The organism is Sodalis sp. (in: enterobacteria), from assembly GCF_051710625.1.
In the GTDB taxonomy this organism is placed as follows: Bacteria; Pseudomonadota; Gammaproteobacteria; order Enterobacterales; family Enterobacteriaceae; genus JBPESN01.
The window spans coordinates 14,711-27,533 of record NZ_JBPESN010000005.1 but is presented as its reverse complement, the minus strand read 5'-3'; the positions used below and the strand labels follow the sequence as shown (position 1 = coordinate 27,533).

General features: G+C 56.3%; 12 protein-coding genes and 4 pseudogenes. 4 read left to right on the top strand and 12 right to left on the bottom strand.

Features of this window, described 5'->3' with window-relative positions; all coding sequences use genetic code 11:
* Positions 1–137: 137 nt before the first annotated feature.
* Positions 138–1,456: pseudogene (locus tag ACTBDU_RS02960) on the bottom strand (NAD-dependent malic enzyme); the annotation flags it as partial.
* On the opposite strand from ACTBDU_RS02960, the gene ACTBDU_RS02955 reads away from it, so the two are divergent.
* Positions 1,456–1,617: a hypothetical protein gene (locus tag ACTBDU_RS02955; RefSeq protein ID WP_438805506.1), complete on the top strand. Its 162-nt coding sequence runs from the start codon at positions 1,456–1,458 to the stop codon at positions 1,615–1,617. The pseudogene ACTBDU_RS02960 and the gene ACTBDU_RS02955 overlap by 1 nt on opposite strands.
* Positions 1,618–1,853: 236 nt before the next feature.
* On the opposite strand, the pseudogene ACTBDU_RS02950 reads toward ACTBDU_RS02955, so the two are convergent.
* The 7 genes and pseudogenes from ACTBDU_RS02950 to ACTBDU_RS02920 form a co-directional block, all read right to left on the bottom strand.
* Positions 1,854–2,556 (bottom strand): annotated as a pseudogene (locus ACTBDU_RS02950) (CidB/LrgB family autolysis modulator).
* Positions 2,556–2,951, bottom strand: a complete 396-nt coding sequence (locus ACTBDU_RS02945) for a CidA/LrgA family protein (protein ID WP_438805545.1) — start codon at positions 2,949–2,951, stop codon at positions 2,556–2,558. The pseudogene ACTBDU_RS02950 and the gene ACTBDU_RS02945 overlap by 1 nt, the downstream one beginning before the upstream one ends.
* Before the next feature lie 338 nt (positions 2,952–3,289).
* Entirely contained in the window at positions 3,290–3,946 is a 657-nt protein-coding gene (locus tag ACTBDU_RS02940; RefSeq protein WP_438805505.1) for a hypothetical protein, read from the bottom strand.
* Positions 3,947–4,012: 66 nt separating this feature from the next.
* Positions 4,013–4,300, bottom strand: a complete 288-nt coding sequence (locus ACTBDU_RS02935; RefSeq protein WP_438805504.1) for a hypothetical protein — start codon at positions 4,298–4,300, stop codon at positions 4,013–4,015.
* Positions 4,301–4,324: 24 nt separating this feature from the next.
* A complete protein-coding gene (locus ACTBDU_RS02930; RefSeq protein WP_438805503.1) occupies positions 4,325–4,486 on the bottom strand; it encodes a hypothetical protein in 162 nt (53 codons plus the stop codon).
* Positions 4,487–4,568: 82 nt separating this feature from the next.
* Entirely contained in the window at positions 4,569–4,709 is a 141-nt protein-coding gene (locus tag ACTBDU_RS02925; protein WP_438805502.1) for a hypothetical protein, read from the bottom strand.
* A 28-nt stretch (positions 4,710–4,737) separates the two neighbouring features.
* Positions 4,738–5,907, bottom strand: a pseudogene (locus tag ACTBDU_RS02920) (IS3 family transposase).
* Positions 5,908–5,966: 59 nt separating this feature from the next.
* On the opposite strand from ACTBDU_RS02920, the gene ACTBDU_RS02915 reads away from it, so the two are divergent.
* Positions 5,967–6,356, top strand: coding sequence for a hypothetical protein (locus tag ACTBDU_RS02915; RefSeq protein WP_438805501.1), 390 nt, complete (start codon positions 5,967–5,969; stop codon positions 6,354–6,356).
* On the opposite strand, the gene ACTBDU_RS02910 is transcribed toward ACTBDU_RS02915, so the two are convergent.
* The 4 genes and pseudogenes from ACTBDU_RS02910 to cspD form a co-directional block, all read right to left on the bottom strand.
* A complete protein-coding gene (locus ACTBDU_RS02910; RefSeq protein ID WP_438805500.1) occupies positions 6,318–6,713 on the bottom strand; it encodes a hypothetical protein in 396 nt (131 codons plus the stop codon). The genes ACTBDU_RS02915 and ACTBDU_RS02910 overlap by 39 nt on opposite strands.
* Positions 6,698–8,480: pseudogene (locus ACTBDU_RS02905) on the bottom strand (thiamine pyrophosphate-binding protein). The gene ACTBDU_RS02910 and the pseudogene ACTBDU_RS02905 overlap by 16 nt, the downstream one beginning before the upstream one ends.
* A gap of 143 nt (positions 8,481–8,623) precedes the next feature.
* Positions 8,624–8,884: a hypothetical protein gene (locus ACTBDU_RS02900; RefSeq protein ID WP_438805499.1), complete on the bottom strand. Its 261-nt coding sequence runs from the start codon at positions 8,882–8,884 to the stop codon at positions 8,624–8,626.
* 370 nt (positions 8,885–9,254) lie between these two features.
* Positions 9,255–9,476: a cold shock-like protein CspD gene (gene cspD / locus ACTBDU_RS02895; RefSeq protein WP_438805498.1), complete on the bottom strand. Its 222-nt coding sequence runs from the start codon at positions 9,474–9,476 to the stop codon at positions 9,255–9,257.
* 317 nt (positions 9,477–9,793) lie between these two features.
* Here cspD and clpS point away from each other — a divergent pair, with 317 nt between their 5' ends.
* Both clpS and clpA read left to right on the top strand, forming a co-directional pair.
* Complete coding sequence (gene clpS / locus ACTBDU_RS02890) at positions 9,794–10,114, top strand: ATP-dependent Clp protease adapter ClpS (protein WP_438805497.1); 321 nt, start codon at positions 9,794–9,796, stop codon at positions 10,112–10,114.
* 27 nt (positions 10,115–10,141) lie between these two features.
* A complete protein-coding gene (gene clpA, locus ACTBDU_RS02885; RefSeq protein ID WP_438805496.1) occupies positions 10,142–12,415 on the top strand; it encodes an ATP-dependent Clp protease ATP-binding subunit ClpA in 2,274 nt (757 codons plus the stop codon).
* Positions 12,416–12,823 lie beyond the last annotated feature (408 nt).

The following is a 12,823-nucleotide window of genomic DNA, read 5'->3' as shown; positions in this document are numbered from 1 at the left end:
TACCTGTCGGGCTGAAGCAAGGTGTGCAAGGGGCAAGTCAGGCTAATGCCGCAAATTTGCCCCTGAACCGGCCGGGTTTTCCCGGCCGGTTGATGGAGGGTTTAAAAAGAGGTGCGGCGATAATCGCGGTACTGCGGCTACCAGAAGTTATGCTTGATGGCCAGAGGCAGCTTTTCCTCAGACGTGACCAGCGCCACCCCGTGAACCTGCGCCGCCTTGGCCACCGCCAAGGCGATCACCCGCGACACCGACTGAATATCGTTAATGTCCGGCAGCAGCGCGCCACCGTTGCCGTTGGCCAACGGCGAGCAATCCGCCAGCGCCTGACTGGCGGCGATCAGCATGGCGTCGGTTATCTGGCCGGCGCCCCCGAGGCCAAAACGCCCAGACCGATACCGGGGAAAATATAGGCATTATTGCACTGTGGAATCGGGTACGTTTTGCCCTCAAGCTGCACCGGCGCAAACGGACTGCCGGTCGCCACCAGGGCCGCGCCATCGGGTCCAGCGTAAAATATCTTCCGGCGTCGCCTCCACGCGCGAGGTAGGATTGGACAGCGGCATCACGATGGGCCGCTCACAGTGCTGATGCATATCCCGGATAATCTCTTCAGTAAACAGCCCCGGCTGGCCGGAGACGCTGATCAACACCGGCGGTCTGGCGTTGCGCACCACATCCTGCAGCGAAATGGTGTTACTGGCCAACTGCCAATCGCTGATGCTATCGCTGGGTTGCACCAGATGACTTTGGAAATCCAGTAGGTTCACCAGTTTGTCGGCCAGCAGACAGCCCAGCGTCACGGCGACGCTGCCTTGAATATCATCATTAAAGCAGCACAGTTCACTGCGATAGCGGTTAAGCAGAGGGGTCGCGTTTTTCTGGGCGAAATCTTCAAATTGCAGCCGGACGTTCGGCCAACGGCGTTTCACCGCCTGAATAAACGCATCGACAAACTCATCGTACTGCTCGCCGGTGATGCGAGGATGGCGCCAGCCCATATACAGCGGGTCGTAAGCAATTGCTGGTTATTCGTGCCGCCATCCAGCACCACCGGCAGAGTGTAGGCGGGGCTGATGCCGCCGCAGGCGGTATACAGCGACAGTTTACCGATGGGAATGCCCATGCCGCCAGTCCCCTGATCGCCCAGGCCCAAAATGCGCTCGCCGTCGGTAACCACAATCACTTTGACATTCTGCTTAGTAACATTTTGCAGCATATCCTCAATTTTATCGCGGTTATTATAGAAAATAAATACGCCGAGCGCGCGGCGATAAATGTCGGAAAACCGCTCGCAGGCGTCGCCGACGGTCGGAGTATAGATAATTGGCAACATCTCAGCCAAATGAGCCGCGAGTAAGCGATAAAACAGCGTTTCGTTGGTATCCTGGATATTGCGCAGATAAATGTGGCGGTCGATGTTAGTGCGAAAATCCTGGTACTGCCGCCAGGCGCGCTTTGTTCCGCATGCACCGTTTGCTGCAGCGGCGCGGCGAGGAATTCCATATTGGCGCCGAAATAGAAATTGTCGCTGATGCCGCGCGCGATAGCGCCCACGTTAAAATGGGAAAGCGGTGTGACGGCATTAGCGGCGGTGATCGGCGGTGGCGTGAAGCATAACGCGTCTTCGTCCAGGCCGCAGGCCTGCATGAGTTCCTTAACTTGTGGAGCGCTCAGTCAGCCGGCGAAGGCGTGATGATTGAGCAGCGGCGCCAGGGCAGCGCGTAACGCAGGGCCAGGCGCGGCCAGTGCCGGTGCAAAACGAGCAATCATAAGGGGTCTCTGTACATTGGGCAGGCAATCATTGTAAGCAGGGATAACGTAATTAACTATGATCGATATCTTATCGTTAACAATTAACCGAATAATTTAAGCAATAAGGAAAACAAAAAAAGTGCAATAAGGGAAGTGATAATGTCGCAGATGACCAGCGCCAGCGAACTGAACGCCCCCTCTTGAAAATCCATCTCAGAGCAGCGGGCGGTACCCAGCGCGTGAGACGCGGTACCCATCGCCAGACCGACCGCGTGCCGCCCGGGTGGATATCCGCAGCAGCTTGAACAGGCTATGGCCGAACACCGCGCCCAAAATACCGACGAAGATGGCGAACACCGCCGTCACCACGGGAATGCCGCCGATGGATTGTGAAACTGCCATGGCGATGGGGGTAGTCTTACCGATTTCGGCATTATCGAAGCGGCCATCTCCGGCGAAACGCCCAGCCACAACGCAATAGCGGCGCCGCTCACCATGGCGGTAAGACTTCCGGCAAAGCAAATACTGATGATGGATTTCCAGCGTGCGCGAATCTGATGCAGCTGTTCATACAACGGATACGCCAGCGCCACCACCGCCGGCTGGAGTAAATCATTGAGTATCTTACTGCCGGCGAAATAGCGCTCATAGGGTATGCTGGTTACCAGCAGCAGCGCAATAATCACCACCATGGAAACCAGCAACGGATTTAATAGCGGCATGTGTGCCCCAACCGGCAAGGCGGCAGGAGGCAAAAAAGACGCCGAGCGTTAGCGGCAGCGACCAGATAAGCGAGGGCAGCATTATCGGTCTCCGGCGTCCTGTGGTTGGCCGGCGATCGACCGCTCACAGTGCACATAATGAAAACTGAGTCCCACCACGACCATCACCAAAACGGTACTGGCGGCGCAGGAGACCACGATAGGCCCCAACTGAGCGGCCAGTTGCTGATAATAGTTCATTACCCCGACGCCGATAGGAACGAATAACAGCGCCATATGGCGGATTAACACATAACAGCCAGGTTTCAGCCGTAACGGCGGTACCAACTGAAAAGAGAGCAACACAAAAAGCAGCAGCATACCGATGATACTGCCGGGGATAGCGATGGACAGCAGAGCAGAAAAAAAGATGCCGGCATATAAACAGAGGTAGATGAGTATAAACGCCTGGGCCTTGGTCCAGGCGTCAGTCAAAATCTTGCGGCTATAATAGCCATCCTAACGATGATGCGTTTATCATACAATTACAATGAGGCAATGTGCCAGCCCTTGCGGACCGGCAATAGCTAATAGCTACCTTACGTATCGCGACGCTTAGCGCTGCCTGATGACGCCTAACGCCGACGCCAGGGAAAAAAAGGGCCGTTAACCGGTGGGTGTTTACTCGGCAATATGGCACAAAATGCCATATCTCTGCACGCGCGTTGACTGGCGGCATAATCGCGTATGATAAGCATCAGCCAGTCCGCGCTATTCATCATAAGCGCGCTTTTTAGCTCGGCATGCAGGTGATAAAATCGCTTACATCCTCCTTCTTAGGTGGATGTCAGCTGATGTTTTTCGGCGTACTGTGTTAACGCGGTCATCAAGCCGTTCCTGTAGTGCACCTGAAGCGGGGTAAGCACCTCTTCCGGGTTCAATTGAGCAGATTTTCGGCACCGGCCCCCACACATCGTGCTGTAGACTGATAAATCGGTTAACGGAGGACGAAAGCAGAATAATTTGCTTAACAATTCGTTGTTTGCCAAATCCCCTCGATTTTTCGTATCGGCACAATCGCGGCAACTCAGAAGTTTGAGCAGCGAATCCGTGATGACCACGAAACCTTTAACATAAGCATCCTGCGCCGCATAGAATAGCGGCGTTTTTTTTAACGTCGTCGGCGATAGCTGTGAGGAGACCGCCGTGCGATTGCCGTCGTCGGTGCCCACCATGGCAGTATTGGTATAGTTCAACCGCGCTATGTTATCAATGAAGTCGTAGGCGCGTAGCAACACGGCGTTAAATGATGCCACGGTTTGGGCTAGTGCGGTGTTTTTCACCGTGGCGTGGAAAAGACGGATAAAGGCCGTAAACTCGGCGTTGTCGGCCGCGATGCGCCGTTGTAAATATCGCAAGCTGGCTTTGATTCCCTCCAGATATAACCCGGTATATTTGCGCGCCTCGCTAAATTCATAGGGCTCCGCCTCCACCCCCTGGGCGAAACCGGCGTATTAACAATTTATCGTTTTCTTTTCCGAGTAACGGCTGGTATAAAGTCACTTTCTGAAGAAAGTGTTCCCGCGCCATGCTTGAGCGTTAAGCATGGCTTGCTGCCGTGCTGATATTTGCGCAGCAGGGCGTTGTATTGCGCCGGTGGTGCTCTCCAACGTGCTGGACAGATTACCGAGATAGAAAAATTGGCCGCTGTTGCCCTTAAGGCCGCCTTCGTCATTAAACACCTGACCGGTGCACACCGATGCGTCGTCGCTGGCGATGGCGCCGGCGGCGTCCAATTGCGCAAGCGTCAAGCCGCTGGCAGCGGCAAGCCAGAACACCGGCGGCATCCATGCGCCGGCATCGACGGTGAGCTACGCGCCTCGCGGGCCTTTTATCCCTAACGCCGCTTCCGCGCGCGTCGCCAACACCGAGGGCAACCCGCGTTCGCTGTCATAAATGCGCACCCTATCGCTGAGACCATGAAACAACACGACACCTTGGATACGCTGCGCGGGGGACATTTCTTCTATCACTAACCGGCCGGGGCAGGCGGAAGATGCCGTACAGGCAAGGGGCGCCGCGCGCCTGCGGGCGGTGGAAAGCCTGATTGTACAGTCACTTCGGGAACGCACGCCCCCGCGCCGCATTGACGTCCGTCAGGCGCAAGGGGTAGCGCAGATCCAGGAACAGAGTATTCAACCGCTCGGGAGAAATTACCGAGTCTCCGCGGGTACTATGGCTTTTGACATAGTCCAACGTTGGGAAGACCTGTAGATTGTAGTGGTCAACTAAAACTGGCCACCGCGTTAGCGTTTTTCCAGTATCTATTTTCTGATTCGTTTGGTGGCAACCCGCCGTTATATTCATGCGGCCTGAGTGCGCTGTAATATCCCACGATATAGTCGGTAATTTTATGAGCTGCTTCGCTGAAGCTTATGTAGCTTGTTACCGGTATCCACTCGTTTTTCAGACTTCTGAAGAAGCACTCCATCGGACTGTTATCCCAACAGTTACCCCGCCGACTTATGCTTTGTTTGATCCGGTAACGCCACAGCAACTGTTGGAACTGCCTGCTCGTATAGTGGCTACCCTGATCGCTGTGGAACATCACTCCGGCTGGTTTACTACGCGTTTCCCATGCCATTTCCAGTGCTTTGATGGGCAGTCTGCTGTCCGGGGAGAACGACATAGCCCAGCCCCCCGGTTTCTTCGCGAACAGATTCAAGAACAACCGCAAGGTATGCCCAGCGTTTCCCGGTCCAGATATACGTCACATCGCCGCACCATAGCTGGTTTGGCTCCGTTACAGCGAACTGGCGCTCAAGATAATTCGGGATCGCAACATGCTCCTGACCGCCACGCTTATACCTGTGCGTCGGCTGCTGACAACTGACCAGCCCCAGCTCTTTCATGAGCCTGCCTGCGAGCCAGCGCCCCATCCGGAAGCCTCTCTGGGTTGCCATGGTGGCGATACTTCTCGCGCCAACTGCACCATGGCTAATACTGTGCAGTTCATGAACCTGACTGCGCGATACCGTTCGCCTGCCGTCTGGCCTATCAGGACGACTTTTCCAGTATTTGTAACTGCTGCGATGAACCCTGAACACGTGGCAGAGTGTGGCCACAGGATAATGCGCTCTGAGTTTCCTGATTAACGAGAACTGTTCAGGGAGTCTGACATCAAAAGCGCTGTAGCCTTTTTTAATGTTTCGTTTTCCATTTCAATGCGTTGTACCTTCTTCTTGAGCTCACGTATTTCGATTTGTTCCGGGGTTATGGGAGAGGCTTTTGGCGTTTTCCCCTGTCGCTCATCACGCAGTTGTTTTACCTATTTCGTCATCGTAGAAAGGCCGCCGTCCATGGCTTTTGCTGCTGGTGCGGCGGTGTAATTTTGGTCGACAACCAGTTGAGCGGATTCGCGTTTGAATTCAGGACTAAAGTTTCTTCTTTTCATTGGTGCACCCGTGTTGTTCTGAGGTGAGCATATCACCTCTGTTCGGGTGGCCAAATTTAGTGTGCCACTACAATGCCATCACGCCGTTCAATGTGGTGGGACATAGCGACATCGCCTGGCGGCGTAAACAGGATCCCGGCCCGCTGTTTCCCTGGCAGCAGCTGGCGGCCGCCGGGGTAGGCGTCTGGCCGCAGGCGGCGCAGGTACAGTATTTTCTGGCCGGACGCGACCCCCAGGCGCCGACGGCGGCGCCGCCGATACTGTGCGGCATGGCGCAAATGGGCTATGATGTCTCGCCCGATATGCCCCAAGCGCTACAGCGCCGTGCGTTGCGGGCGTTTCAGATGCACTATCGGCCGCGCGATTACCGCGGCCTGCCCGATGCTGAAACAGACGCGGTGCTGCGGGCGTTATTGGAAATAAACACTGGTAGACGGGGCGGCGACTAGCGAGTCGTGGTGGGCGAGAAACGTCCGCCAGCAGTCGACGACCTGTTTCAGATCCTGCCGGCTGACGTTAAGATACGTGACCAGCCGGGTGAGGGTGCCCAAGGCGATAATAATACCGTGGTCGCGCATCCAGGGCGCCAGTTTAGCCGCCAAGTTGGCGGACTGGCGGATAAACAGCGTATTGGTTTGTGCCCCCGGCGCGACGACATCCGCGACTAATTCCGCTAACTGCTGCGCCAGCCAGCGAACATTATCGTGATCCTCTTGCAAGCAGGTAACATGATGCGCCAGCGTGTAGCGGGCGCCGGCGATATAGGCTGTGCTACCGCACAAGAGGGATCCTACCGGGGCGCCCAATCCTTTGCTTTGGAAAGGCAAGTGGTCAGCGTATCGCAGTATTGGCTGATTTCGCTCAGCGGAATGCCCTGCGCCACCGCGGCGTTAAAGACCCGCGCGCCGTCGATATGCAGCGATAGCTGCCGTTCGCGGGTCAATTCCCATGCCTGACGCAGATAATCCTGTGGAACGACCTTGCCGTTATGGGGGTTTTCCAGACTGAGCAACCGCGTGCGGGCGAAACGGAAATCGTCCGGTTTAATGGCGGTAGCCACCTTATCAAGCGGCAGCGTGGCGTCATCGGCAAAATCCCGCGGCTGCGGCTGCATACTGCCGAGCACCGCGGCGGATTTTTCCACCCGCAGACCTTTGATGCCCGCGGCGCGGGCGATGGCGGCAAAAATCGGGATTTTGCAGATCGGTGCCGTCGGTAAGATAGCCGCCGGCTTTCATTTCCATCGCGACAAAACTTAGCACACTATTATTGAGGATAATGATTTTCACCGGCAATTTCATCTGCGCCAGCGACAAAAAGTCCCCCATCAGCATGGCGTTGGCCATCGAGCCGTGATTAAACGAACCGAGCAGCCGACGCCGGCCGTTCATGGTCAGATAGCGGGCCGCCCAAACCGTGGGTGTCCCAACGTCGCAGGTAAAAATCGCGTCCTGTGCCGCCAGACGGCTAATTTCATGGGCTACATATTGCGGATGAATCGCTTTATCGCCGCTCGGCTGTGCCAGCGCGTCCAGGTTGCGACGGGTGTCGCGGTAATGTGCCAGTGCCTTATCGAGGAATGCGCGGTCCGTTTTTGCGTGCAGCCGCGGCAGCAGTACCGCCAGGGTAGATTTGATATCCCCCACGAGCGCCATATCCAGCGCACAGTGGGCTCCCAGGCTGCCCGGGGCGATATCGATCTGGATGATGCGCGCCTCTTGCGGGTAAAACGCGCCGTACGGAAAACGAGTGCCCAGCAAAACCAGCGTATCGGCGTTCATCATCGCCTGATAGCCGGAGGAGAAGCCGATAAGGCTGGTCATGCCGACATCATAGGGGTTATCCCATTCCAGATGTTCTTTGCCGCGCAGGGCATGCACCAGCGGCGCTTGCAGCTGGCGGGCCAGCGCGACAACCTCGTTGTGGGCGCCAGCGCAGCCGCTGCCGCACAGGAGCGTCACGTTGCGGGCATCATTAAGCAAGGGCGGCGGGTTTCTCCAGCTCGCCTACGGGCGGCACCGGCGGCGGCGCGCAAGGGTGATATCAGTCCGGCCGTTCCCCTTCCGCCGCCGGCTTAAGGGCGACATCGCCGGGCAGGACAATCACTGATACGCCCCGATAGATGATGGCTTTGCGCATAGCAATGGCCAATACTTGCGGCAGTTGTTCGGGATTGGACACCAGTTCACAGTAGTGGCTGCATTCGCTAAATAGCGACTCGGGATGGGTTTCCTGGAAATAACCGTTGCCGATTTCACTGGAGGAGATATGAGCAGCGATAGCCAGAACCGGCACCTGGTTGCGGTGACAATCGAACAGCCCGTTTATCAGATGCAGGTTACCCGGCCCGCAGGATCAGGCGCATACCGCGAGCTGGCCGGTGACATGGGCTTCAGCGCGGGCCGCAAACGCGGCGACCTCCTCATGGCGCGTGCCGTGCCACGCGATGGTGCCCATCCGGTTAAGGCTATCGCTCAGGCCATTCAGCAAGTCGCCTGTGACTCCCCATATCCGCTTTACGCCGGCCTGTTCCAGGGTGTATGGGCAATCATCGCCGCTACAGTGTATTTCATGGCTACCTCTGTAGAGAATGTCTCGGCAGCGCCGCGCCGGGCGGCCGTCTGGTTATAGGGTAGACCTTATCGGCGGCGGGGGGGGGTAAGGAATTATGGCCGCGCGAGTACGGCGGCCGGAGTGACCTAGGGCGTCAGCCTGCTCAGCCGTTGGCGTGCACCGAAAACAGAGCGATAAGCACCGGCGCCAGCAGACTGAGCAAAAAACCTTGTACGATCGCGACGGCGCCCCGCCACGGCAGAGCTTTTTCCAGCAGCCCTAACGCCAGTACATTCATCGCCAGGATACAAAGGGCGCTGACGGCGGTATAAACGCCGATGCGCAGCAGATTGCTGGCGAGGTTGGGCAAAAAGGCCAGGCTGATGCCCATCAGGAATAAAATGACATACACCATGGCGCTCAAGGCGCGGTTAACCCCCCGAAGCCACCTGATGGGCGGGCGCGGCAGCAGATAGCCGACAATGAGCGGAACAAGGAATGAGCAATATACTGGCATACATGAACGGACCACTTCCTTATGGCCCAATGGCGCAGCGAGGCGATTGACCGCCACACGCTAGCGAAAAGCGCCGGCGCTGTAAAGGCCAGCGTTGTGTAAAAACACCTCGCCCACCGGTGTGTGGCGCGACGGGTGATTTATCGCATAATTAAACTTGCGCCGTAAAAGAAAAGTGTTATAACTTGAGAGTATGCAGGTGTCAGCGGCAGAAAAAAATGCCAGGGGCAGGCTGGCATTTCATGCGGTGACACCTTTAAATTGCGAGGCGCGTTATTTAGGCAACAGTCTCGGTTTCAACAGGCACAATTAGGCTTGCATGGTTCCCTTTGGGCCCCTGATGAACCTCGAATCTGACGACTTGTCCAGCCTTCAGCGTCCGGTAACCGTCCATCTGGATCGTTGAATAGTGCGCAAAGATATCCTCGCCGCCGTTTTCCGGGCAGATAAAACCAAAACCTTTGGCGTTATTGAACCATTTAACTTTACCCGTCTCCATGTTTCTACATCCCTCGCAACCGAAGCTTTTATGTGATGAGGATAGTTGACGTCGTAAGCGGCTGATTACCCGCATCCGCTTATGCCTCTACACTCTAGAGGATAGCGATAAGAGATCAAGCGATGGCTATAGAGTTGGCTGACGACATTATCAAACTTTGAAGCAGTTAACGCTTTAACCCGTTTTTTCCGGACGGATGCCGGCACACCCGGACAAAATCCTGACGCTGCCGGCGGCTATTTTGATTATCCAATGGTAAGATGAAAGAAAGGGGCTGCTCTAGCGCAGCGGTGATGATTTAGCGTTGGAACAACACGATGGGTAAGACAAGCGACAAGCTGGATGAGCAGCATCTGGCTAAAGAACAGGTGAAAGATGCGGTACGACCCCCATCTATGTATAAAGTCATACTTATTAATGACGACTATACTCCAATGAAATTTGTTATTGACGTATTGCAAAAGTTCTTTTCTTATGATGTTGAACGTGCAACGCAACTGATGCTTAGGGTCCATTATCAGGGAAAGGCCGTCTGCGGAATCTATACCGCGGAGGTCGCGGAAACCAAGGCGGTTCACGTCAACCGCTACGCCCGGGAAAACAAGCATCCGTTGCTTTGTACGCTGGAAAAAGCCTAAAAAGGCAATCTATTTGGGGAGGTGCCAATGCTCAATCAAGAACTGGAACTCAGTTTAAACATGGCTTTCGCCAGAGCGCGTGAGCACCGGCATGAATTTATGACCGTGGAACATCTGCTGCTTGCCCTGCTCAGCAACCCTGCGGCGCGCGAAGCGCTGGAGGCGTGCACGGTCGATCTGGTGGCCCTGCGCCAGGAACTGGAAGCCTTTATCGAACAAACCACACCGACCTTATCCGCAAGTGATGAAGAGCGTGAAACGCAACCCACGCTCAGTTTTCAGCGCGTGCTGCAGCGGGCGGTCTTCCACGTCCAGTCGTCCGGACGCAGCGAAGTGTCCGGCGCTAACGTGCTGGTGGCGATTTTCAGCGAGCAGGAATCTCAGGCGGTCTATTTGCTGCGCAAGCATGATGTCAACCGGCTGGACGTGGTGAATTTTATCTCCCACGGTACGCGTAAAGACGAGACGCAGGCACCCGGGCCTGAAACGCCGGTCAGCGAAGAGCAGTCAGGCGGGGAGGAGCGTATGGAAAACTTCACCACCAACCTTAATCAGTTGGCGCGCGTTGGCGGCATTGACCCGCTGATTGGCCGCGACCGCGAGCTGGAGCGGGCCATTCAGGTTCTGTGCCGTCGCCGGAAAAACAACCCGCTGCTGCTGGGGGAATCCGGGGTAGGTAAAACCGCCATCGCGGAGGGGCTTGCCTGGCGAATCGTGCGCGGCGAAGTGCCTGAAGTCATCGCTGACTGCGCCATTTACTCCCTGGACATCGGGTCATTGCTTGCCGGTACCAAATACCGCGGTGATTTCGAGAAACGGTTCAAGGCGTTGCTCAAGCAGCTTGAACAGGATCAGAACAGCATTCTGTTTATCGACGAAATCCATACCATCATCGGCGCTGGTGCGGCGTCGGGCGGGCAGGTGGATGCCGCCAATCTGATTAAGCCATTGCTCTCCAGCGGCAAAATCCGCGTGATGGGCTCAACGACGTATCAGGAATTCAGCAATATCTTTGAGAAGGACCGCGCCCTGACGCGTCGTTTCCAGAAGATAGACATTACGGAACCGACCGTGGAAGAAACGGTGCAAATCCTGACCGGGCTGAAAACCAAATACGAAGCCCACCACGATGTGCGCTATACCGCCAAAGCGGTACGGGCGGCGGTGGAGCTGGCGGTCAAATACATCAATGATCGCCATCTGCCGGACAAAGCCATTGATGTTATTGATGAAGCGGGCGCCCGCAGCCAGCTGATGCCTGTCAGCAAGCGTAAAAAGACCGTCAACGTAGCGGATATCGAGTCGGTGGTGGCGCGTATCGCCCGTATCCCCGAGAAAACGGTGTCGGCGAACGATCGCGATGTGCTGAAAAATCTGGGCGACCGTCTGAAGATGCTGGTCTTCGGTCAGGATAAGGCGATCGAGGTACTGACCGAGGCTATCAAAATGAGCCGCGCCGGGCTGAGTCAGGAACATAAGCCGGTGGGATCTTTTCTGTTTGCCGGTCCGACGGGCGTCGGTAAAACCGAGGTCACGGTGCAACTGGCCAAAGCGCTGGATATCGAGCTGCTGCGTTTTGATATGTCGGAATACATGGAGCGGCATACCGTCAGCCGCCTGATCGGGGCGCCTCCCGGATATGTGGGCTACGATCAGGGCGGGTTGCTGACCGACGCCGCGCTGAAGCATCCGCATTCCGTGCTGTTGCTTGACGAGATCGAGAAAGCCCATCCGGACGTGTTTAATCTGCTGTTGCAGGTCATGGATAACGGTATGCTGACCAATAACAACGGCCGCAAAGCGGATTTCCGTAATGTGATACTGGTGATGACGACCAATGCCGGCGTACAGGAAACCCAGCGCCAGTCGATAGGGCTGATTCAGCAGGATAACAGCACGGACGCCATGTCGGAGATCAAGAAGGTGTTTACGCCGGAATTTCGTAACCGTCTCGATAACGTCATCTGGTTCAATCATCTCTCCACCGACGTTATCCAGCAGGTGGTCGACAAGTTTATTGTCGAACTGCAGGCGCAGTTGGACGCCAAAGGCGTGTCGCTGGAGGTCAGAGACGATGCGCGCAATTGGCTCAGCGACAAAGGTTACGACAAAGCGATGGGCGCCCGGCCGATGGCCCGCGTGATGCAGGAGAATCTGAAAAAACCACTGGCCAACGAGCTGCTGTTTGGTTCATTGGTGGATGGCGGCTCGGTGCGGGTGGAACTGGACAAAGAGAGGCAAACGCTCAAATACCAGTTTCTTAGCGCGCAGAAACGCAAGGCCGAAGGGGCGGTGCACTAGCCCCTGGCCGTGTGGCCTGAGCAGGGCGATACCCGAAGGTATCGCCCTTTTTTTGCGCCCCAGCTGCGGTCTTGACGGGCGTAGGCGAAAGCGGGGCGGCAAGGCCGAGTGCTGCACAGGCCGCTGGAAAACAGGCGGGACACAGACGCTTGCAGAGCGGCGCAGGTGAGAAGCACATAGGAAATGATCGCGCAGGAGACGGCGTCGCGCGTCGCGATGAGCGGGGTAGGAACCGATGCGGCAGGACGCGAAGCGGCATGAGAGGGGCGATAGCCCGGATTGCGCAGCCGAATAGCTGGTACCGGGGTCATCGCCTTCTTCAGCCGTTATGGCGAGGAGAAATACTCTCCGGGGTCGCGGCAGGGAGAATTATCGCGCATTATGCCGATAAAATCATCGCCGGAACCC